Source organism: Ureibacillus massiliensis 4400831 = CIP 108448 = CCUG 49529, from assembly GCF_000772965.1.
Taxonomy (GTDB): domain Bacteria; phylum Bacillota; class Bacilli; order Bacillales_A; family Planococcaceae; genus Ureibacillus; species Ureibacillus massiliensis.
In genome coordinates this window covers 69,048-92,722 of sequence record NZ_JPVQ01000008.1, presented here as the reverse complement: position 1 = coordinate 92,722, position 23,675 = coordinate 69,048, and the positions used below count along the sequence as shown (strand labels likewise).

The following is a 23,675-nucleotide window of genomic DNA, read 5'->3' as shown; positions in this document are numbered from 1 at the left end:
TGCAGTCATTGGATGTTCTGTTTTTTCATTTTATGTCATTTGGTCAATTCTTACATTTTCAGGGCTTGTTTTACGGTTTCCTTCAGAGGGGTCAAGGATCCGATCAGTTTTTGCAGATCATCTGATGTTTTGGACGCTTCTCCTTTGGAAATCGCGTCATAGATCGCTGCCGTAATTTCAGCAAACGGCTCAGGGACACCAGCGTTTACGAGGAAATTTTTCTCTTCTTCGAATGAGACAGGCTGATGCACGACTTTTTTGCCGGAAACCTCGGAGAGAATTTGGGCAAGTTCATCAAAGGTCCACGGTTGATTGGAAACAAGGTTATACGTTTTGTTTTCATGCCCTTCCTCTGTAAGAACCGTTGCGGCAGCCAAAGCAAGTTCATTGCGTGTTACTGAATTAACGATCCCGCTTCCCGCATTCGTAACAATTGCTCCAGACTCTATGGATGCGCGCAGCCCCTCATTTACAAAAAAGTCCGTATATAAGGCATTACGCAGGAAAGTATACGGGATATTGGTCGTACGGATGGCATATTCCGTTGCTAAATGTACGTGTGCAAGGGGAATTATTGATTCCTCAGCAAAGGCATATCCTGTGTAAGCAATATGTTTGACTCCCGCATCTCTGGCAGCTTTTACGACATTTGCATGTTGAACGATAAGAAGCGTATTATCATAATGCGGACCTGAGATAAAGAGCAGCTTGGAGACACCTGCAAAAGCCTTTTGAAGAGATTCCGGTTGATTATAGTCGCCATGGCGAACTTCCACGCCTTGATCGGCAAGAGTAGAGGCTTTTTCAACATTACGCACGATGGCAATGATTTGACTGGCGGGAACTTTTTTGAGCAAATGTTGAATCACAAGCCCACCGAGTTGACCAGTAGCACCTGTAACCGCAATTGACATAATCATTTCTCCTTTTTTTCTAAAAATTTTTTGAATAAATAACATCATCTAGGTGGCGGAAGCCAAAAATAAACGAAGGCGGCCGCAATTGAAGACTGGATTGAGGAATGACTGTTTATTATGTATTTCGGCCATTCTTGCCCACCATTATAATTGCATCAGAAATGTAAATCAAATCTTATGCCTGTGCTGCTAAACAAGGTGAATGCCTCCTATCATTTTGTCGCGCCTATCATAGATAAGGCCGTGCAATCAAAATTTTTACAAGTCAACTCCTCTTTTTAGCTTTTTAATAGTTTGCCGCTGTTGTTCAACTCATGAAAAAGTTATTTTCTCTTTCCCTAAACTAGATAAACCTATGATGCTTCGTGTTTTTTATATATGATAGAGATTTTTTGTGTGAGCGTCAAGTACAATTGAACAAATTTCGCCAAATAATTTTGAGCACCTAGTCATTTCCAAATATGGTTTTCCTGTATTTCAAACGATAACTGTCACCGGTGAGATGAATCACCTCGCTTTTATGGAGTAGCCGGTCCAGAATGGCTGTGGTAATGGCCGGATCACCCAATAACTCTCCCCAATCTTCCGGTCCTTTGTTGGAGGTGATGATCACAGATGATTGGCCATAGAGTTTGTTGATGAGTTGAAAGAAAAGATTGGCTTCATGCCGGTTGATGGCCATAAACATCAAATCATCAATGATGACAAGATCTGACTGAGTGATTCTTTTCAATTTTGTTTGGGCGCTTCTTGTTACTTCTTGGGTACGCAGCAACTGGATTAAATGATCCATGGTCACAAAGCTGACTTTGTACCCTTGCTGAACGGCTTCTACTCCTAAGCCAATGGCCAGGTGAGTTTTACCCACCCCTGGCGGGCCCAATAAGATGAGGTTATAAACTTGTTCAATCCATAAGAGTTCACGCAACTGTTGAAATTGCTGCCGGCTTAGGGCAGGCTGGGCGCTAATGTCGAACTCATCGAGGGATTGGTGGACAGGAAAGTCTGCCCACTTGAGCCGTTTGGCCAATTGTTTTTCTTCCCGCTTGCGTATTTCGTATCCCAACAGTTTCGTCAGAAACTGTTGATAACTGAATCCATTTGTTTCGGCTTCCATCAGTTGTTCCTCAATCACTTCGGCGATGGAGGCCAATTTGAGTGTTTTCAAGCTGTGTTTCAATTGCACTAAGCTTTCTGACATAGGCTCTCTCCCTCCAGGATACGAATGTAAACTTGAGGATCTCGAATTTCTGCTTTCACTTGCGAGTGTGATTGATGTCCGAGCACGGTGGGTTTGATCTCAGGTTGATGTTCATGCTGGTGTGCTTGTTGTCTCTGTGCTTGTTGCATAAAATGTTGCACTGCATCGCTGAAGGCTGCTGCACTGTACAGTTGGTATGTCAGACAGTAGGCTAAAGCTTGTCCAATCACTCCAGAATGAGGGTTGGCTTTGTTCATGACTTCCTGTATCTTTTGCAATTGATCTCTCATATAACGCTGCTTCCGCTGATAGATTTCTTTCAAAAAGAGGGTGGCTTGATCCGGTTCTGGAAAACGCCCGGCCACTTGTTGCATTAACGCTTGAATCCCTTTGCTGCGGTCCCTTTTATGATTCGTATTTTGAATCAACTTGCCTTTTTCGTGGCAAATCGCGTGTTGGGCAAGTACCTCTCCTGTTTCCCAGTCGTAGATGGTCAGGGTATCGTCTTGAATCTTTAGTCCAACGCTTTTACCCTTGTCATCATAGGTCCCTAGAGGGACCGAATAGCGGTTCCCGGCATAAAGAATGGTATTGTCTTTTCGGACAACTCTTGTTATACTGGCCTTGGCTTCATTGAGATGATATTTTTCTTGGACCGGGCGAAGGTAAAGGCGTTCCTGTTGGAACACTTCGGCCGGTATTTTTTTGGTTGTCTGATGCACTTTGCCATTGCCTGTTCGCTCAAGCCAGGCCAGACAGTCTTCACTCCATTGGGCCAGATTGTAATAGGTCCGGTGACGGGCAAAGTTCTTTTTCACATAGCCAACAACGTTTTCCACTTTTCCTTTGCTTTCCGGGTCGCCTTTGCGGCACATGCGAACCTTAAATGCCCTGTGCTTCAGATAATTGGCAAATTCTTTTGTGTAAATAAGATCTCCACCATTTTCACTCACTAAGATGAGATGGTCTTGATCATAAACAATTTCTTGAGGAAGACCGCCGTAAAAGACGAAAGCTTGTTCATGAGCCTGAATGACATCTGCTGTTGTAAAGGGACGGTCCAGCCAATACACAAATTTGTAACGGGAATGGGATAATACGCAAGCCATAAACCACAGTTTCTGAGGTTGATGAAACGTATTTCTGACGGTGACCTGACCAAAGTCAACTTGCATTTGTTGTCCCATAGGCGGGTCTTCAACCGCTTCATATTGCCGGGTCACCTTTATTTTTGGAATACTATACTCCTTTCTCAGTTGACTAACATAGCACCTGACGGTACTTTCACCGACCGTAAGGTCAGGATATCTCTCCTTAATCCAATCATGGATCTGTGCACTTGAAATGTCGGGATACTGTTTCAACCAGGTGATGAGCTTCTCTTTGATACAGTCTAATTTCTTTTGTCTCACTTCCATGTGCTCCAACATATCTTCAAATTCTTCAGGTGTCATATTGATATATTTGTAAACTGTATTGCGGCTAATCCCCAATCGTCTGGCAATTTGCGATTTGTTAAGTCCCAGTTTCTTTAGCTGTTGAATCTCTAGGTACATGTTCCACCTTTCCATTTTATTCATATTTTCCTCTCCCAACTGTTTTGATGTTTCCAGTGATATGATACTGGGAGAGGAATGTTATGGTAAATAGTGTTCACTGTTATCCAGCGATTTTTGTTAATTCTAATTTAGCATTCACAATACATGGAGTTTAAACTATCAAACTCACATATTTTATTGTCCAATTCGATGAGTTGCTCAAAAGAATATCCTTTCACTTTTGGCATGGACTCCAAATACATGTCTAAACCCATTTTAAATCTCTCCCTTTTTGTTTTTTATTTTTATTTTTGAAGTATCTTAACTACTTCTGAACGCAAAAGGAGTATTTTTTCCTCAAACTTTTCCGTTTCAGAAGAAGTTAACTCTTTGTATTGCTTGTAGTCACGAATAGCATTATTCGTTTCCTCTACAAGCATCTTAATCTGGTCTTTCCTTAGTCCTTCTGTAGAACGACATTGATCAAGCAAGTGATCTAGGTAGTCGTTTAATTTTTTACTTACCATGTGCCTGTTATCACTTGAGTTAATAACAGGTACTTTAAAAGCGTCACTGTTTTCCAGTGAACAAATAAATGTCACTAAGTTGGTCAGCCCAGCCGTCATGCTATTGGGAACAAAATATATTACACCATTTTCACGCATAGGCGTTGGTGCCAATGAACCCAATATTTTTGCGACCATGACCCGAATGTGTTGGCTCGAATAATGGTCACGGTACAAGTAGAACTTCTGCTCTGCTTGTTTACACAGCTCTATTGCTTCGGAGTCTGACGTCTCGAACACCAAATTGCCATTCTTCTTATCTAACCTAATAATGGCTGTTTGGGCTTTGTAGCCTAGACGTTTGTTATTCTGATCAACTGTTTCAACTACTACATTTCGTTGAATAGTCCCAAGATCAGCATAGACTTCCCTTATCAAGTAATTTTTAAATATCTTTGGATTTGCTGTTGGTTTTTTGGTCTGAACCTCTTTGGTGGCTCTCCTGAAAGCATCAACTGACCGAATACGATTAGGCATCCATTCTTCGCCTAACCCTGAATCAATCAATTTTTGCTTTAAATCATCCACCCTCACAAGCTGTTTACCAATGTTGAACCAAAACAGATGACCTAACACATCTTGTGTCGATTGTGTTGTAGCAATAATTTCCTCTGCTTTTATCATTCCCATTATCCTCCCTCTATAAAGTTTAATTATCTCCCGAATACTCCCGTATTCTTAAAATTTCATAGTCACCTAATCGTTGACACACCTCAAATTTTGGATAGATGCGGTTTGTCTTAAAATATTTAGCAGGATAGGGTCCATCCTACCTTCCAAACTGGATGGGTTTGGAAAAATTGCTATAACCGTGCGTAAAAACTCCACGCAACTCACGGTCGCTTACCCTCCCATATCTCACTGGATTGAGATCCATACATTCCTTCGTCCTGCGTATCCATGAGGTGGAGGTCGGATATGCTCCTTTGCTGGGTCAAATGCCCGTATGGTGAATATATTCTCCGACTCTGCACTATTGGTGTTTGTGTATAAGATTCTGGTCGTATTCAGAAGTGACTAACCAAAAATTGTGTTAAGCAACTTGTAATGTATTGATTTGAGGTAATCCTCGCAATAGCTTTGAACCATCAAACTTACATTGTTTATTCCCAATGGCAAACAACACACGCAGTAATTTGCAACATACAGCAATGAGTGACTGTTGCTTCTTTAATGGGCGATCAGGTCGTTTGGTATAATAGTGGTGCAAGGCTTTAAACGTTGAATTATGGGCAACAAGTGGCCGAATGGCTAGATACAGTGCTCTACGTAGACGACTTCGTCCTCTTTTTGAAATCCGTGTTTGCCCTTTAAACTTTCCAGAACTATGTTCCCGTAACGAGAGCCCTGCTAGATTAACTAATTGCTGAGGGTGACTATAGTTCCTGATGTCTCCCACTTCAGCGAAGAATAAAGCGACTGTTGTTCGACCTAAACCTGGAATCGCCATCATTTCCTTAGCCCCTGGTATCGTTTCTACAAGGGCTTCTAGTTCTTGATCCAACTGTTCCACTTGCTCCTTGTAAAGCTCATATTGATCGAGTAGACATTCTAATTCTCTTTGGGCAAACTGCAACCCAACCTTGATACCAATACTCTTTTTCGCCGTTTCCACCAGCTTTGTAGCACGCTTGATTCCTACACCACGTTGGACAAAAGGTTTCCATTTCATAAGGACACCTTCTGGTGTCATCTCCTGAATCTGTGAAGGGAATGGAAACATTCGTAATGTGCAAAAAGCAGCTTTACCTTCCCAGTCTCCAAACACATCGAAAAACTCTGGGAAGTAACGTTGAATGATATTTTGGATACGTCCCTCAATGATCATTAACTGTTTAGTGAGCTGGTCTCTTAATTTGACGCCTTCTCTTAGTTCGGCATAAATGCCTTCCAAGAGGTTTGGTACGGAGTACCGCCCATCCTTGATCAGCTGTGCAATCACTTTGGCATCCTTAGTATCATTCTTCGTCGGGGAGTTATCATCTAGCTCTTTGCTCTTCTTGACATGCATAGGATTCACCAATACAAAGTCATATCCTTTTGCAGTGAGATAATAAGCGAGATTCAACCAGTAATGCCCTGTTGGCTCAACGCCAAAGATGATGTGATTTTTCCCATTTGCTTTTGCATGATGTCGTATCCATTCCAATAACTTTTCAAATCCATGTATTCGATTTTCAAAGACCAGACGTTTGCCAAACTCAATGCCTCGATCATCTTGGGCACGTGCCACATGTTTGTCTTTGGCAATGTCAATTCCTACAACTAATGTTGATGGTGTGATTTGAGAGATTTTCTGATTTTGTGTATAATTCATTTTGAGTCCTCCCTTGGTATTTTATTAATTTCGGGGTCAATGCATTGACACCCTGTACTATACCAAGAGGGCTCTTTTTTGTTCAATCCTCAAATTTCTTCATTACAGGAATGCTCCTTTAATTTTTTTATAATAAAAACAAGCGATTGCTTGTCTTTATTTAAAATCAATCAAGTTATTTATGAAGTCGCTAATTAAATCACTAACCATGTCCTCAATACTTATCTGTTGGAAGTATTTAATGATTAGTAATAACGCTAATATCACCACATAAGCTCCCAACAGTTTATAAGTTAATTTCATTTTCAACCTCCCAAATTGCTGTTTTTAAACATAAAAAAACACATTCACTTCTAGCAAAAGCTAGGTAAATGTGCCTTTTTAATCCGTCCTTTGTTCGTTTTTCAAACAGTTACTGCCTTTTTTTTGGTTCATCACCAAAAGATGTACTTGACTTTTAAAGACAAACATGATAGCAATGTTGCTCAAAGAGATGTGTGGTATAAAAAGGAAAAATGCTGTTTTGATTTTCTTTATCATAATCGTCTTTCTTTGTCAAGTACACTTTGTGGTGAAGAGCCACTTTTTTGTTATATTTCATATTTTCATACCTCTAGTTCATCACTTTTATAAAAACAACTTTTAAATAGTTAAATTCCGGAAAATTATGTGGGACCGTAAAATCTTCTGGCAACTGATATTCTTCTAGAATTTTGTAACGTCTATTCTCTTCTTTGAACGCTTTTTCAATAAATGATTTAAACTTTTTCATGTTAAAGCTATCGTTATTTGTAGATGCAATAATGACCCCATCATCATTTATAATTTTTAACGCGTCTTTTAACAACTTTGGATAGTCTTTTGCTGTACTAAATGTCATTTTCTTCGTACGTGCAAAGCTTGGCGAATCTAATACAATAACATCAAATTTCAAATGATGACGTGCTGCATAACTAAAGTAATCAAAAACATTCATTACTTTAATGTCTTGGGATTCATAATCAATGCCGTTTACCGCAAATTGTTCAATCGTTTTTGGTAAGCTACGTTTGGCTAAATCTACACTGGTCGTTCCTACAGCACCGCCAAGAGCAGCGGCTACCGAAAACGCACCAGTATAAGAAAAGGTATTCAGTACAGTTTTTCCCTCGGAATACTTATCACGTAAAGCTTTTCGAACATTACGTTGATCTAAGAAAATTCCTGTCATGGCGTCATCATTTAAGTGCACGGCATAATTCATACCGTTTTCCAAAATGATTAAAGGAAACTCTCCCTTTTCCCCTGAAACATAATCATCCTGATTAACATATTGACCATTTGTATAAAAACGTAGCTTTTCATAAACTCCACGCGTATTTACTACTTCATTTAGTGCGCTATAAATATCTTCTCGGAACGAATAAATACCTTCACTATACCAGCTCACCATATAAAAACCGTTGAAGAAATCGATTGTTAAACCGCCGATTCCATCTCCTTCACCATTAAATACGCGGAACGCCGTTGTATCTTCTGACGCAAAAAAATTAGCTCGTTTTTCAACTGCCGCACTTATCTTTTTGACAAAAAATTTCTTATCAATTTTTTCTTTTTCTTTTCGGCTTAAGACCCAGCCTATTCCCTTATTTTGAGTTCCATAATACCCAGTTGCAATATACCCACCATTTTTATCGACTAAGTGTAGTAGGCTTCCCTCTTCTATTGCAACTGCTGGAATTTCAATTGCATCTTTTAAAATTAATGGATAGCCATTTGTAATATCTTTGATTGATTTGGATTTTAATTGTATTTCGATTAACTGTCTCATTTAGTCATCCTTCACGTGTTTAATCTCTTCATTATGTCATTTTTCATCGCAATAAGCGAAAATATTCGTCTTTTAACCATAAAAAATAACCCATCCTTAAGCCATACGCTCGGGATGGGTTATATTATCCAAATGTTTAATAATAGGATACAGAGACTGACTAGCTTTTCCTGTGGAATATAAAACTGGTCAATGTACTTTCAACTTAAGTCTCTTCTAATTTAATTTTTAATAAGCAGACCATAGTATGTTCATTTAACATATTTTTCAATTCTTCCTCGTCTTGGTAATCGTATCCCGACCGGATTGAATCGCCATTCTTTTGTCGATAGACGGCCAGCAAGTATGTTTTACCGTACTCTAGTTCTTGTTTTTCCTCGCCAATGGCATATTCCCAAGCTTCCATTGAATTTGGAACCTTTAAGTTTTCGATAATTTCTGGACTTGTTCTTATCTCCGGCGCAGCAAGAAACATAGAGATTATATTTTTATCGGTGTTCATCATTCCAAATAGAATATTCCCTTTATCCACTTTGTTAGGACTTAACCCATACGATAACTTAGAAAGTGGCTCTTCTGACAACTCTCCATTCTCATACTGTTCTACCCAAATTTCTACCCACGTTTTATCTGCGTCATTTAGAATAAAATTAAATTCAAACAATCTTCCTATATTTAAATTTTTGAACGTTTTCACTTGTTCCGAATCGGTATTTGCTTGTATGGTCGCTATACTTTCATTAGAGCTTGAGCATCCTGACAACATCATTATAAAAATAACAAAACTAACAATATAATAAATCTTTTTCAAGGACTCCCCCCCAGTTCTTTATATATATATCTTTAAGAACCATACATCACTTTCCACAACATTTCTTAAATTTCAGCCCACTGCCACATGGACATGGATCGTTTCTCCCTACTTTGCCCCCGATGATTACCCTCAAAGGTAATGCTTGTATTGGTGATGCATGTTGTTTGTCTATTCTCGAAAGTTCCTCTGGCGTATGACCTCGATTTTCCCAAATTCGTGTCGTGTTTGCAATGTTGGTGAGGACTTGAATATATTCATTTGCATGCTTTAAATCTTGAAATTCATAGCGTCCTAATAAGTCACTTACTACCTCGTTAAAATCGATTTCTATTAACTGTAATTGACCAACGATTTCATCGATTTCGTCCTTGACCATCAGTGTGCTTCCTCCGAAAAAGTCTTTCGCTAACATCTTCTCTAACTTTTCTAGATAGCTCGTTTTTTCGTAGTAAAGTTCATCGGTATATCGTAATAATTCTTCTTTTACAGGAACATAGAACGGCTTTCCTATAACCTGATCTAAAAAATTTCCGTAATCCTCTACAAACTCAATCGCCTCATGGATAAATGCACGTTTATGTACAAAAACAAATTGCTGTTCCAATTGTTTTGCATACTGAGGAGTTGTAATTAATGCCCTTAATTCCTTACTAGATAAGGACGGTTTGTTTTGAGCATTATAAATTTTTAGAAACTCTTGATATTCAATTAGCCCATATAAATTCGTACAAGCAACTGCATATTGAATGATGAGGTCTTTATTTGGCAGAGCTTCTAAATCCACATAATCAGAGCCGCGGTATTTATCTGAAAGCACATAATAATTTTCATGATCAATATGCATCCATTCCGATTTTTTATATTTTACATGTTTTAATTGTTCATTTACTTCATCGTTATCAAGTGGTAAATAATACATACTTTCCGCCCATGCATAAGTTGATAAATAGTCAGAGTGTGTAGGATCCTGGTAGATTTTAAGAAACTCTTTGTATCCAGATGGACCACCTACATCCTCTGGTGGAGCAACCCCTTCTCCTGCAAGTAGTGTTGGATAGCCAAAATAATAATCCTCTACCGTCTCTTCAAGTACTACTCGAATCCGCCAGTCGTCTCCAAAATCATAGTGATATAAGATTTCACCATGTTTTTCAAGATAGTTATCTATTTTTATTCGAGATGGCTGTTTCACTGTCAATCCATTAAAAAGTCTGCCTTTATATTCTTCCAATAAATTCCTATCGTTCGTAATAAATAAATTCTCTATTTCGAAGCTGAAGTTATGATAGGAATCTAATTCACTTTGAAAGTTCGTCACATATTGAATCGTTTCATGTAATCGATTAAATGTCGCACCAGCTGGCAAAACTACTCGTCGCCATATCTCTGGCTTAATCTCTTCGAATGTAAGTTTTAAAATATAAGCTTTCACACGTCACCTAATTTCTTATAAAATAGTTATTAATAGTATAACTTATAAGTAATAGTAATATATATAAATTGTATTATTTAACCAATTATCATAACTAGGGAAACCTTCCCCTAGCGTAATCTGTTAAGTATGAAATATTAATTTGTCAATTTCTTCACTCAACCGTATCCTCAAAAATAAACACCGACACCGCCATATCCTCATCAATTTTCACATCTGAAAATAGATGGAGGAGTTTGGAGCCAATGAGTTCTTCCATACCTTCTGGGATTTGTTGCTTATAAAGATCTTGAATCATTTGAGTTCTGGCGTTATGGATTACTTTTTTGCCTTCTTCGGTTTGTGTGATGAATTTTTCGGTTGGGGTTAGAATTCCGTACATGACAGTAACAGCCATGTTCTCTACGAAGTGGGTATGAATTCGCTCCGGTCCCTTTCCATAAATCTCTTTTCGCATTTTCCGCACAATATCATTAAACATCGTTTCCCTTTTCCCCATGTTCTTGCCTCCTAATAGCTTAATACTATACAACAAAGACTTTTAAATATTCAATCACCCTAAATATGTCTTGTTTTTTTAGAAAATCGGCGTATAATCATGACTATTATTTATCATTTAAACAGCTTTTGAAATGGAATTCTAATAAATTTTTTGTTAGAACTCTATTTTTATTTTTCCCATGGAATGATTCGTTAGTAGGGATTGCTAATAAATTACTCCACTACAAGATGTCATTTGACATTATCTTGTGGTGGAGTTTTTTTGTTTTTGTACTATTTTAATCGCGGATCGTGTTTAAGTTTTAGGAGGTTTTTTAAAGGAATGTCTTGGATTGTCTTACATTTTATCGGAATTATTTCTTATGCAGCGAGTGGCGCCTTTGTGGCACTTGAGGCAAAATACTCTTTTATAGGAGTTTACGCACTTGGTTTAACTACAGCCTTTGGAGGAGCGCTCATTCGTAATGTAATTATTGGTGTTCCCGTTACTGAGCTTTGGGATCCTATCATTATTTTTACAGTTTTAATGACACTAACAATTATTGTTTTACTGCCACTAAAGCTACTTAATCATTGGCGCCGTTGGAGTTTATTTTTTGATTCTATTGGACTTGCTTCCTTCGCTTTACAAGGAGCCATGTTGGCCAAAGAGATGTTTACGAATGATTTTGGTGTAATCATTTTAGCATCAATGTTTACCGGCATTGGAGGTGGAATGATTCGTGACATCATAGCACAAAGAAAACCACTTGCTTTAAAGGAAGAAATTCATGCGATCTTAACTATTTTATGTGCTTTCTGTATTTGGTTAGGTTGGGATTCTCCCTTTGAGTTAACAGTTATCGTCCTTGTGGTTGTTGCTTTACGAATGTCTGCGATTCACTACAATTGGCGTCTACCTCTTCCCTACCACCTTCATAAAGAAAGTGAATAACAAAAAATTGGCCTAGCGAGTCGTCTTGCTGGGTTTTATTATGAAGGTAGTCGTTGAAATAATAATGGCTCCTCGTTCTTGTAATAAATTGAACGAAGAGCCAAATTGAAAATATTTATATTAGGATTCACTAGGTGATAATCTTCAATTTTCTAAAGTAATTTCTTGGGGTGGTTCACCAGACATATTTAAAATACGGATAATCTCAGGTTGTATTTCAAGAAATACGTAATTTGGATCTTCTGGGCCATCAAACCACTTTTCATATGATTCATCCCAATATTGCTTTTTTAATTCTTGGGAATCATTTAGGGTAGCTGTTCCCGTAATTTCCACGTAAGCATCACTTAACCCATTCTCTTCATATCCCAACAATACAGCAACAGCTGGATTTGATTCAATTTCTTCTATTTTTTCGGTATCCCTTTTAGTTGGTGAATATAACGTTAAGTTCTCATTATAAAACGTCATATATCTTGAATGGGGTTTATTATTTTCCACTGAAGAAAGTACACCCATTTGATGACCTGCTATAATTTTTTTCACTTTTTCTTTTATATCTTCACTCACTGTTTATTACTCCTTTTTCAACTTTTTCATTACGTTTTTATCATTTCCAAATACATAAAATTCATAAGGTGAATAACTAGAAGGAAAAGAAGAGTAAGTTTAATGAGTTAAAAATTCTACAACCCAATATAGAAATGGGATGGTAACAATACATAATAACGTAGTTAACAATACCGCTAACGACGCAAAGGAAGTATCCGCACCATATTTTTGTGCATATAGAGAAATCGTTGGTGCAGAAGGCATTCCAGACACTATAACAGCAATTAATAATAGTGGTGTTGGTACAGAAATTACTATAAACGGAATCAATAATAATGGAATCATTATAAGTTTCGCAATTGCAATTTTCCATAGCGCTCTATTTTTTAACATCGAAAAAAGAGACACGGATTTTATATTAGCGATTAAACTCCCAATTATGATCATTGATAGTGGAACGGTCATTTTTCCAACCATTTCAAGACCATCTGAAATCATATTTGGCCAGCTTATCGGTGGCAATATAAAAATCACTAATCCTACAATTGTAGAAATAATACCTGGATTTAAAAATAAATCTTTTCGTTTAATTGCATCATTACTTTTACAAAACAGGTACATACCATACGACCATATTAATAATAAATAACATATATTAAATATTGTTAAATAAATGATTCCTTGGTCTCCAAAAAGAATATAAATTACCGCATAACCTATAAATCCTTGGTTTCCAAAAATGATCATTCCTTCGTACACACTAGCTTGCTTTGTAGACAGTTTAGCATTTCTTCTCATCCAATTAGCTAACAGTATTGATAAAACAAGCACATAAATAGACATTAAAACAAGCCAGAAAAATTCCTTTACTAAGGAAAAAGAAAATGAAACATCTAAAGAAAATAAAATTAAAGCCGGTAATGTGATGTAAAGAATCAATTGTGTTAATACATTATTTGCATTTTCATTAAGGATGCCCCTTCTCCTAGCGATAAAACCTAGTATTGCTATTCCATAAAGCATTAACAGTTCTTGCAAAAGTAAACTTATTGACCCCATAATCCCCCTCCATGATAAAGGGTATGAATAAACTGCATGAAAGGTTATTCAAATATTATTAAGGAAGAATATAGAATGAGGTTTTCTCGGTTTAAAAAAAGTTTTCATCTTAAAATCTTCATGAAGAGCACTCTATTTTTTCTGCGTTCGAGAAGCGGTTGTTTGCACTGGAGCACTTTCATTTACAAAAGAAGACCAAACTGAAATAGGTTGTCCGACTGAAAATACATCACCGTTTTCCACAGATACATACGCCGAATCATATTGGCCATTATTTTGTATTGCATCGGTTTCCTCTACGTACAATCGATTCCCCTTAATCTCGATAATTTCCCCAGTAATCACTAAAATTTCTTCTGAAAGCATCTTTTGTAATTCGGCAAAGTCTTCGTTTGAAAGCTTATACCATGAATGCGAGTCTGATACTTTCACCAATACTGCCGATTGATCATTAATCCATAAATAATATTTCTCTCCATCTAAATCAAATTCAAATTGAGGGTTAAAAATATCGATGATACCTGGTTGTTTAATGGCTCTAGCCCTTGCATTAAACAGTATTTTATATACATGCTCCTGTGTTGTATTGAATACAACTGGATAGTCATTACTTTCTGTTAATTCTGCATAAATTGAATTTAATGTTTCTTCATCTTGTATTGACTTAAAATCGATTTGATATTCTTTCTCCAAATCGGATTTTTGTATCACTTCATGCTGACCATTCATTTCAAATTGCACATAGTCTGCATTTTGCACTAATGCAAATACGTAAAGAGCTAATTTTAATTGTAGCTGTTCAATTGTAGCGGGTGTGGTATGCACAATTAATCCGTAGGGCTCGTTTTTCGTCTGCAACTCGATATATTCATACCCCTGCTCCCCTACTACTGTTGACACAATTTCCGATAATGCCGAATTGTCACCAATATATGTCCCTTTTAACTTAAAAAGATTCAATGATTCATAGTCGTTCTCAGGATTTCCATTCGTACTGTCTATTGATTCTTTTGTTAACGGTGATAACAATAGAAACAAAGCAATGAATACCACACCGATGCCAGCAACAGCTGGCTTCCACATTCGTTTTGTTACCTTTTCAGCTTTTTTTGCTCTTACCATCCCATCATGAATACCTTCCTTTTCAAAAATCCTATTTAAACTTTCCTTTACCTCTTTATGCATCAAAATCCACCCCTTTCATACCAACAAGTTTTTGTTTTAACTGCTCCCGCGCTCTCTTTAGCCTCGTTTTGACTGTTCCTTCAGGTATATTTAAAAACTTTGCGATTTCTAACGTCGTAAAGTCTTCGTAATAATACAAAACGATGATTTCCCTATATTTTGGTTTTAACTTTAAAATAGCGATACCAAGCTGGGCTTTTATATCTTTCAAAATGGCATTTTTCTCAGGTGTTTCAGAATTAAATAGCTGTGCAATCGTGTTTGTTATGGACAATTGCTTATATTTCCAGCTTCTTAAATAGTCATAACTTCGATTAATGGTCATACGAATCAAATAGGTTTTATAGGAAGCATCCCCTCGAAAAGCAGATTCCTTTTCAATCGCTTTCTCGAATACATCCTGCACAATATCCTCAGCCATAGCACGGCTTTTTACATATGTATAAGCAAGTTTAAGCAGCATCACATGATGTTCATTAAATTCCCTCTCTAAGGAGTTAATCAAAGTTGCCCCTCCTTTCAAAAATTTATGATTAGACGGAGAAAAGATTAGAATGGTTTCAAAAATTTTTGTTCTCTTCTTCTTTCCAGTTAAAGCGTCACATAAAAAAGCTAAATAATTTTCTAGCAAAGACTTTGTGTAACGTAAATACTTAATAAAAATATGGGGTATGTTAATAGTTGTCGCATGGTTCATCGTGTATTAAATATGAACCAATTTACACACTTGTCCTTATCATTTTTCTATTGCTGGAAAAAAGCGTTCTACTAACTTTCTTCCGAACTATATAGTTATTTTGATATAGCAATAATTGGTTAAATTGGATAACGATTTTGACTATAAAAATATCAACCCCTTTGTTTCCAATAAGCTCAACATTATAAATTGAATATAATAAATATTAATATTTTTCATAATTTTGTTTCTTTTAAAACTTCATTGACTATTTAATTGTTTATAAATTAAGATAATTATACTAAAATAATTAAACGCAACCTAGAGGCGCATCAAAAGTGGAAACAACTATAGATCAACATACAAAGAAGCACCCTCCTGGATTATATCTGTTATTCATGACAGAAATGTGGGAACGCTTTAGTTATTACGGTATGAGGGCCATCTTAATTCTTTACCTAACTAAATCTTTAGTTAGCGGTGGATTAGGCATGGATGAAAGTACCGCTCTTATGCTTTATGGATTCTTTACAGGAGCCGTTTACTTTACACCATTAATCGGTGGTTATCTATCAGATAGATACTTAGGACAACGTAAAGCTGTTACAATTGGCGGTATCATCATGGCACTAGGTAACCTTGTTTTATTTGCACATCAAAGCTTTACTGCCGTATATATTGGCTTAGGTTTACTCATTATTGGTAATGGTTTCTTCAAACCAAATATTTCTACCATTGTTGGGGAGCTTTATGGTCCAAAAGACAAACGTCGTGATGCTGCGTTTACAATTTTCTACATGGGAATCAACACAGGTGCATTTTTCGCGCCATTAATTATCGGTGCTATTACTGATAAATGGTTTGCAGTGTCAGCAAACGGAATTATCGAATACGGATATAAATATGGATTCCTTGCTTCTGCAATCGGTATGGTTATTGGACAAATCTTATTTAACGCTTTAGGAAATCGTTTCTTAGGCGATGTTGGTAAAAAACCTGTTGGTAAACCACAAGTTTCAAGTACAGGAGTAGTAGAAAAACAACAACTTACAAAAGTTGAGAAAAACAGAACTGCTGTTATTTTCATCTTAACAGCGATTGTTATCTTCTTCTGGGCTGGATTTGAACAAGCTGGTGGAGCACTAAGTATTTATACGGATAAATTTATTGACCGTACGGTATTTGGATGGGAAATACCAACAGCATGGTTCCAGTCAGTTAACCCATTATTCATCATCCTATTAGCACCGCTTGTATCCATGCTATGGGTGAAGCTATCAAATTCAAAACGCGGAGATCTTCCAGTTCCAACAAAAATGGGGATCGGTATGATCTTGCTTGGATTTGGATTTATAGTGCTACTATTTGCAATTATGCAAACAGGTAGCGACGATAGCAATATTACTATCAAAGCAAATATTATGTTTATTGTATTCACATATCTTTTCCATACAATTGGTGAATTGTTCCTTTCTCCAGTAGGACTTTCATTTGTAAGTAAGTACGCACCAATTAAATTTGCTTCTTTACTAATGGCTGTTTGGATGGCTAGTTCTTTTGTGGCAAACATCTTAGCCGGTCAATTAGGTGCCGTTACTGCAAGTATGGGATATTTTGAAGTATTCTCTGTTATTGGTATTGCTGTTATTGTTCTTGGCCTAGTTCTTATTGCAATTTCGAAAAAGCTTGTGAAGATGTTAGGTGACGACGATAAAGAGGATCAAAATGAGGATGAATTAGTAAAAGCAAATTAATAATAGTGACTTTCTAATCTCTCCTACCCTAAGAGTTTATCTTGGTAGCTAAAATTACGAAAAAGGCACATCTAGTAATTTAACTAGGTGTGCCTTTTTTCGTGCAAACAAAAGTTCATACGAATCAACTTTGCGTGTTTTTATCCTAATTTATTATAAATCCCCAGACAATAATTCACTACCTTTTGCCTTGTACATTGCTTTATCTGCTTCTTTGATCATATCCTCTAAATCTGCATTAGAGACCTCTGTTGAGTAAGACCATCCAATGCTTGCTGAAACTTTTATCTCTAAATTGTTCATGTTCATCGGCTTATCCAATACTAATTGGATTTTCTCTAAAAGACTTTCTAAATTTTCTATGTCGATATTGGATGATAAAATAATAAACTCATCTCCGCCTAATCTACATAGTAAATCTGTATCTCTTAGGAAATCATTTAGCCTTGAAACAAACCTTTCCAACAATTGATCTCCCACTTCATGTCCATATGTATCATTTATTCGTTTAAAGCCATTCATATCAATAAATACTATCGCGATAGAATGGACCTTTATACTTTTTAATAGATCAAATTTTTCCTTTAGTAATAAGCGGTTTGCCGCCCCAGTCAAAGGATCCTTATATGCTAATTCCTTCAGACTGTTTTTTACCTTTCTTATTTTGTGTATAAATAGTAATAGAAAGGCCGTCATAAATACACCAAATAAAATTAAATAAATAAAATCCTCCATTACAACATTCGGAAAAATTTCATTGTGGAGATAAAAGAAAGCATAAAAAGTAATAATAATCGATGCATTACCCGCTATCATTACCAATTTGGTATTCTCATAAATAGTAGAAAGAGGCAGGGCTAGCCACATGAATAAATAATTTACTAAAAATGGAGAATCACTCAGTAAGTAATAAAAATAGATATACATGCCGATGACGATAACATACATCGTTATCTGTGGTTCTATTTTTTTATAAATCAATAGTAAAAAGATAATATCAAATACGATAAACAAAAAAGCTGGAGGAAAGACACTTCCAAAACCTTCAATAATAATATTAATGATTACATGTACGAAATAAAAAACGGTTATTAAAATGAATAAAATTGTATTTAGACGATGTATGGATTCATTACCGTTCATAGCTGATCATCCCGTTCCTGTAGTAATGGAGGCTGAGTTTGGTTTGTTATGTAGCTCTAAAAGATATCTAAATTCAAATTTTATTATAGCGTACGCACTTTTACTTATGTAAAAAATTAGAATTTTTAACCAACAATCAGTCCAAAGTAATAGTAATTTTTAAATGGATATAAAAAAATCCCGACTATTTAAAATTCGAGATTTTTACATTCAATTTTAACTCAGTTTTCGATCTAGTAGAATATTCATAAATTAATCGTTCTGTACTATTCAACAACCAATAATTTATTGTCCCTAATTGTCACGCCAAAATGTTTTAGCACTACTGTTTTGACAGCATTCTTTTCATTGGCAAACACGATTAAAATTCGGTCATCAAGTATATCAATGCCTCCATTGTCACCTTTAAATCGTATACCCATTGACTCTTCAATTGCTTCATTTGTCGAATAAGGACCAAACACTTCGGCTGCTCCCCATTCAAAATCCGTTAGTTTTGTTAAGTCTATTTTCTTTTCCCCTTGCTCGATTAGGGATTGAATTTCCTTACTTAAATTCGTATCTAGACTCGCTCGGTTCCAAAATAATTCAGCCACGATAATGACAATAGCAATCAACAAAACTATATATACAATTTTTTTCATAATGTCTCCAATCGATGCTAGGTGGTAATTTAGAAATCTTAACTATGTTAAAAATTATAATTGTTGCAAACTCATCACTCTTGCTATGTTATAAAGATCTTCATTATTTAATTTAAAGCTAGCACCCATAAAAATGGACAATTCATACTTCCCATTTCTATCTTCTCTTACTTCTCCGACCCCGGTGAAATAGATTTCTTTATAATGACTGAGCATTTCCTTAATTGCCCAGAACTTATTTAAATAACTCTTATTTAAAGGCTCTTTTCTGAAGCGTTCTTCGAAAACTACTTTCATCTCTTCATTGTTAAATCCTATAATTATTTCTGCAGCTGAATCGAGCAATTCAACATCTTTTACATATCCTTTAATCAATCGGACTTGTCCTACATCATTTGGGGCAATAAGATGAACCCATCTGGAAAGAAGCTTTTTTCCTTTATAGTTCGAGCTTTCTTCATCAAGGTCACCGCCGAAAAGCTTCAGTTGGAAGGATTGTTCCTTTACAGCTCCGTTTGTTTTTGGGCTATCATTCTTTTTGGGTTTGTTGTTTGAAGGTTGTATTAGTTCGCTTCCATCTACTTCAACCATTGATTTGTACGCTCTTGATAAAGCATCTTGTATTCTCGTTTTACTAATATTCATCGTATTCGCTGGTGTGGAGCCTACAACTGTTCTTCTCCCGTTCCGATTAAGATGATAAATACAGTCTGGAGAATGGTTACTGAAGCGCCATGTTTTATAATGTGCCTTTTGACCGCTGCAAAATGACACTTTTGCAGGACAATTATCAGTGGGGCAAAACAGTTTACCTTTATAAATTGCATCATATTTTTTCTTTGTAATTTCATTGAGGGTTACCATCTTGATGTCATCTTCAGTAATATATCTTGCTTTCGGAATTCGCATAAATATACCTCCAATAACTCAACTATTTAATTAATGAATACTTACCAACTCAACTACTTGATGCTATTTTAAATCTATTTGCAAAGAAGGGAAATTTTACAACTTAATTCTAATAGTTTCATTATACATCCTAATTACAGGAAATTCCTTATTTAGAAACGAAAATTGAAGTTTATTTTATCGCTATTCTTAAAGATGTTATTTGTAAAAATAGAAAATTGAAGTGAGACGGGGGGAATGGGTTCTTAGTAATATAGAATCCCTTATAGTATGTAATAGATAAGATATTGTTACCATCTTTAGATTTTAATATGATAAATACGAACATATGTGCTATAATTATTTGTAATAGTTTGGTAACTCAAGGGTGGTTGGCTCACTGCATATAAAAGAACGCAGGCTACTAAGAGTACCGCGTTCTGTGATAACGTCCCAATTACCTGCTCTATTATGCAGGCCGGGGGGTGATGCCTCTTGACAGTATTCGAAGCACTAATGTTTGCAATTTCTTTTACTACATTAGTCATAATGATTCTGTCTTTTAACTATAAAAAATAACCCATCCTTGAGTTAACGGCTCAGATGGGTTAGTACACCACTAGCCAATCCCCTTGTAGGGACCGACTATTATATTGACTACTTGATGTCGCATCATCAAGTGGTCTTTTTTAAATTACGTTTCTACTTCCTTTATTATACAAGAATTTTATGATTTAAACAAGAATGCATCATATCGCAAAGTAATATGATTCGATTTACATTATTTCAATTGCGTTTACACCGTTATAACCTACAATTATTCCTCTTAGACTAAAGAAGCACTTGTTAATTACCAGATATATTTAAAAATTTTCGGATTCTTTCTATCCCCTCTATTGCTTCCTGAAGCTTTGGCGCTCTTTTCAGCATTGCTTGGAAAGAGTTTATTGCCAATTTATAATTTTCCGTAGCACGAGTTATATCATTATGTTTCTTGTAGAAATCCCCTAGCAATTCATAGGTTTTTGCCATGCTGTTATCTACATAAATATAGTTTGACGTACTTTTCAATAAATCGTAAATTTCTAATGCTTTTTGCAAATGAGGTATAGCAAGAGTTGGCTCGTTCTTCTTTATATACATAATTGCTAATTCACGATAAGCAGAACCTATTCTATTTTGGGCTCCACCTTGTTTCGGCGAAAGTTCAAGTACAGCTTCAAAAGTCTCAATGGCTTCATTGAAGCATTCTATAGCTCGATTGTATTGTTCTAACTCGATTGAAATTTTTAAATAATCAACAAGCGCATGACCTTTCTTTTCAAGAACATCAATAAAATCTGGTGCTTTTTCAACTACTTCATTAAAGATTGAGATAGCTTCCTCATAGCTTTTGAGTTTATCGATGGTCTCTGTTTTCAATTCATAGCTCTCACCTAATCTTTTATATGCCAGCCCCATATTCGCTAAGGTTCTAACATCATATTCTCGCTCTATCGCATTTTTATAATGCTCGATAGATTGAAGATAGTATTGTCTTTGTTCATTAGAATTAAAAGTTGAATGTAGCTCACCAAGTTTTTCATATGATAAAGCTAATCTTCCATAGGCAACTGCACTCTCAGGTGATATTTCTAAAACTTGATTACATAATGAGATAGCTGTTTTGTAATGCTCCGTAGAATTTTCATATTTAGAAAATCGAATATCTAATTTACCTAATCGGATATAAACTAGAGCTAGTTCCAATAGCACTTCTAATTCTTCACTATTTGTAGTTTGATAGCTATTAATCGCATTTGAAAAATAATCATATGCTTGATCAAAATTCGTCATTTGAATCATTATTTCCGCCAAGTCATTACAACATTTTAGATATTCTCGTTTTTTTGTTGGAAGCTTAGCATAAATTGTCGCTGCCTTTTGTAGTAGTTCTAGTGCTAGTTCATAATTTCCTTGAAGAAGGCCAATCCCCCCAAAATATTGATAAATAGCCGACGCTTGTTCATTATCTTTATTAGAAATCTGTTCGATTAGTTCATTATAATAAGAAGAGATCAGTTCAAATTGTCCGCAGTCTTGAAGCTTTTTCCCTATAGATAAAAACCAATTCAAAAAGTCGTCTGTTTCCATAATAATATTCCCATGGTAAAAGGCTTCTCTAAAATATGGCCAATCCTCTCGAGATATTTGCCCATTCTCTTTATTTGTTATTTTCTCGTTGTAATATTTATAAAGGAATTGATGTGCTTTTTTATAAAGGTAAGGATTTTCTTTCTTTATTTCTTCTTGCAAACTGTTTCGCATCATTAGGTTCATATCCCATGTACGATTTTCATATTGGTTAATGAAGGAGAAACGAAATAGATCTTTATAAGCAAATATAGGGTAACCTGTTTTAAATTCACTGACTAATTCAACAAACAATTCTTCAGTCCAGTAACGAGCAAAGGATAATACTTTTAATGTCTCCTTTTCATGAAGCTCTAAATAATATAAAAATCGGTCAACAATCTTCTGAGGCGTTTGTGAAAAATCATCTAACACAGGGGTTCTTTTTTGATTATCGATAATGACTGTATACGTATCAACCATTAAATCTAAATAATATGGGTAGCCTCTACTCCCTCGAATAATTACCTCTTTTATCTCCTGACTATGGATTCCACAAGAGGATAAAAATCTTTCACTGTCCTTTTCTGAAAGTTCCCCTATTAAATGTTGATCGAGATAATTTTTCCACGCTTCCTGAATATCAGCCCAATGAATTTTCTCTCGCCCTGCAATAACCCATAAAACTTCTGGTAGTTGTAAAACAAGCTCCTGCACCCATGAATCTTTATCATGAAATGCTCCTTGCAAGCGATTTTTCGCCCACAATGCTTCGTAGGTATCTATAAAAATAACCGCGCTTTTTCCTGTTCGTTTTAAGTATTCCTTTATATCTTCAGCAAAAAAGGCTGGTAGCATTTCTTCGATTTCACTTGGAATTGATTCCTCTAAATCCTCCATCACTTGCTTTCCTATCCCATGCCACCATTGTAATGACTCCTTATATCGCCCCATATTACCGATTAATTTCAACGTTTTTGGAACCCATTGAGCAAATGGGACATAATCAAGCTGCTGAACTAAATCTGCAACAAAGCTTCCCTCTTCAAGAAATGGTAAATCGCCATTATTTGATTTCATGGATAGTTGAGGATTTAGCTTTTTCCAATAAACTGCATAGGCTAAGTCAAATGTATTAAATTTAATCTTATGGGATCTTTTAATTTTGTCTCTTATGAAAATAAGTGCTTCTCCCGGATTACGGTGACTTTCTTCTTTAAAGTCTAGAAGAACTTTAACACAAGCAGAATCAACACTTTCTAATTTATTATAAAGCTCTGTTAATAATCTGCTTTTCCCTATCCCCCCTACCCCATAATAAGTAAGGACTTTATATTCATCCTGTGTCTTTTGTTCAACCGCATTTAAGAATGCTTTTGTCGGTTCTTCACGGTCTGTGAACTCTCTTGTTGCAGATGCATTGTCTTTATTCCTTTTTAACACTTGATACTTTGGCCTTAAGTCTCCCATAAGTATCCCTCCATTTCCCGATATTTATCACTTAACTGCCAATAGATTCTTTTAGATTTATTTTCTATTACATTACTATTATTGTCCGCATATTTCTATACGGAACTGTTCACACAAGTAAATAGTGAGAGTAATAGAAATGGCCCCTTATATTAAATCTAA

The 23,675-nt window shown here is 35.9% G+C and carries 19 protein-coding genes; 2 read left to right on the top strand and 17 right to left on the bottom strand.

Annotated elements, in window-relative coordinates; all coding sequences use genetic code 11:
• Positions 1-50: 50 nt before the first annotated feature.
• The 9 genes from CD30_RS06670 to CD30_RS06630 form a co-directional block, all read right to left on the bottom strand.
• Positions 51-914 (bottom strand): SDR family oxidoreductase, encoded by an 864-nt coding sequence (locus CD30_RS06670; protein ID WP_036174241.1) that lies wholly within the window; start codon positions 912-914, stop codon positions 51-53.
• Between the two features lie 448 nt (positions 915-1,362).
• A complete protein-coding gene (istB, locus tag CD30_RS06665) occupies positions 1,363-2,118 on the bottom strand; it encodes an IS21-like element helper ATPase IstB (protein ID WP_036174224.1) in 756 nt (251 codons plus the stop codon).
• Complete coding sequence (gene istA, locus CD30_RS06660) at positions 2,103-3,698, bottom strand: IS21 family transposase (RefSeq protein WP_036174221.1); 1,596 nt, start codon at positions 3,696-3,698, stop codon at positions 2,103-2,105. The genes istB and istA overlap by 16 nt, the downstream gene beginning before the upstream one ends.
• A gap of 263 nt (positions 3,699-3,961) precedes the next feature.
• A complete protein-coding gene (locus CD30_RS06655; RefSeq protein ID WP_036174219.1) occupies positions 3,962-4,846 on the bottom strand; it encodes a DUF6744 family protein in 885 nt (294 codons plus the stop codon).
• Between the two features lie 409 nt (positions 4,847-5,255).
• Positions 5,256-6,539 carry an IS110 family RNA-guided transposase gene (locus tag CD30_RS06650; RefSeq protein WP_036174216.1) on the bottom strand — a complete coding sequence of 428 codons (1,284 nt, stop codon included), beginning with the start codon at positions 6,537-6,539 and terminating at the stop codon, positions 5,256-5,258.
• A 613-nt stretch (positions 6,540-7,152) separates the two neighbouring features.
• Positions 7,153-8,349: a class I SAM-dependent rRNA methyltransferase gene (locus tag CD30_RS06645; protein WP_036174214.1), complete on the bottom strand. Its 1,197-nt coding sequence runs from the start codon at positions 8,347-8,349 to the stop codon at positions 7,153-7,155.
• 205 nt (positions 8,350-8,554) lie between these two features.
• Positions 8,555-9,160, bottom strand: a complete 606-nt coding sequence (locus CD30_RS06640; protein ID WP_036174212.1) for a hypothetical protein — start codon at positions 9,158-9,160, stop codon at positions 8,555-8,557.
• A gap of 46 nt (positions 9,161-9,206) precedes the next feature.
• The gene (locus tag CD30_RS19420; RefSeq protein WP_052126078.1) at positions 9,207-10,595 is read right to left on the bottom strand and encodes a plasmid pRiA4b ORF-3 family protein; all 1,389 of its coding nucleotides are present in this window, start codon (positions 10,593-10,595) and stop codon (positions 9,207-9,209) included.
• Positions 10,596-10,749: 154 nt separating this feature from the next.
• Complete coding sequence (locus CD30_RS06630) at positions 10,750-11,094, bottom strand: Na-translocating system protein MpsC family protein (RefSeq protein WP_036174210.1); 345 nt, start codon at positions 11,092-11,094, stop codon at positions 10,750-10,752.
• A 324-nt stretch (positions 11,095-11,418) separates the two neighbouring features.
• Here CD30_RS06630 and CD30_RS06625 point away from each other — a divergent pair, with 324 nt between their 5' ends.
• Positions 11,419-12,030, top strand: a complete 612-nt coding sequence (locus CD30_RS06625; protein WP_036174208.1) for a trimeric intracellular cation channel family protein — start codon at positions 11,419-11,421, stop codon at positions 12,028-12,030.
• Positions 12,031-12,174: 144 nt separating this feature from the next.
• Here the strand turns inward: CD30_RS06625 and CD30_RS06620 are convergent, their stop codons facing one another.
• The 4 genes from CD30_RS06620 to CD30_RS06605 all read right to left on the bottom strand — a co-directional run bounded on the left by CD30_RS06620 (position 12,175) and on the right by CD30_RS06605 (position 15,331).
• A complete protein-coding gene (locus tag CD30_RS06620; RefSeq protein WP_036174206.1) occupies positions 12,175-12,600 on the bottom strand; it encodes a pyridoxamine 5'-phosphate oxidase family protein in 426 nt (141 codons plus the stop codon).
• A gap of 99 nt (positions 12,601-12,699) precedes the next feature.
• Positions 12,700-13,641 carry an AEC family transporter gene (locus CD30_RS06615; RefSeq protein ID WP_036174204.1) on the bottom strand — a complete coding sequence of 314 codons (942 nt, stop codon included), beginning with the start codon at positions 13,639-13,641 and terminating at the stop codon, positions 12,700-12,702.
• A 132-nt stretch (positions 13,642-13,773) separates the two neighbouring features.
• A complete protein-coding gene (locus CD30_RS06610; RefSeq protein ID WP_036174202.1) occupies positions 13,774-14,826 on the bottom strand; it encodes a DUF4825 domain-containing protein in 1,053 nt (350 codons plus the stop codon).
• Positions 14,819-15,331 (bottom strand): RNA polymerase sigma factor, encoded by a 513-nt coding sequence (locus tag CD30_RS06605; RefSeq protein ID WP_235802013.1) that lies wholly within the window; start codon positions 15,329-15,331, stop codon positions 14,819-14,821. Before CD30_RS06605 ends, CD30_RS06610 begins: the two co-directional genes overlap by 8 nt.
• 509 nt (positions 15,332-15,840) lie before the next feature.
• Here CD30_RS06605 and CD30_RS06600 point away from each other — a divergent pair.
• Entirely contained in the window at positions 15,841-17,256 is a 1,416-nt protein-coding gene (locus CD30_RS06600; protein ID WP_052126077.1) for a peptide MFS transporter, read from the top strand.
• A 153-nt stretch (positions 17,257-17,409) separates the two neighbouring features.
• Here CD30_RS06600 and CD30_RS06595 read toward each other — a convergent pair whose 3' ends face one another.
• The 4 genes from CD30_RS06595 to CD30_RS06580 form a co-directional block, all read right to left on the bottom strand.
• Positions 17,410-18,399, bottom strand: coding sequence for a GGDEF domain-containing protein (locus CD30_RS06595; protein ID WP_036174199.1), 990 nt, complete (start codon positions 18,397-18,399; stop codon positions 17,410-17,412).
• Between the two features lie 266 nt (positions 18,400-18,665).
• A complete protein-coding gene (locus CD30_RS06590) occupies positions 18,666-19,043 on the bottom strand; it encodes a hypothetical protein (protein ID WP_052126076.1) in 378 nt (125 codons plus the stop codon).
• A 54-nt stretch (positions 19,044-19,097) separates the two neighbouring features.
• Complete coding sequence (locus tag CD30_RS06585) at positions 19,098-19,952, bottom strand: hypothetical protein (protein ID WP_036174197.1); 855 nt, start codon at positions 19,950-19,952, stop codon at positions 19,098-19,100.
• 825 nt (positions 19,953-20,777) lie between these two features.
• The gene (locus CD30_RS06580) at positions 20,778-23,513 is read right to left on the bottom strand and encodes a tetratricopeptide repeat protein (protein WP_036174194.1); all 2,736 of its coding nucleotides are present in this window, start codon (positions 23,511-23,513) and stop codon (positions 20,778-20,780) included.
• Positions 23,514-23,675 lie beyond the last annotated feature (162 nt).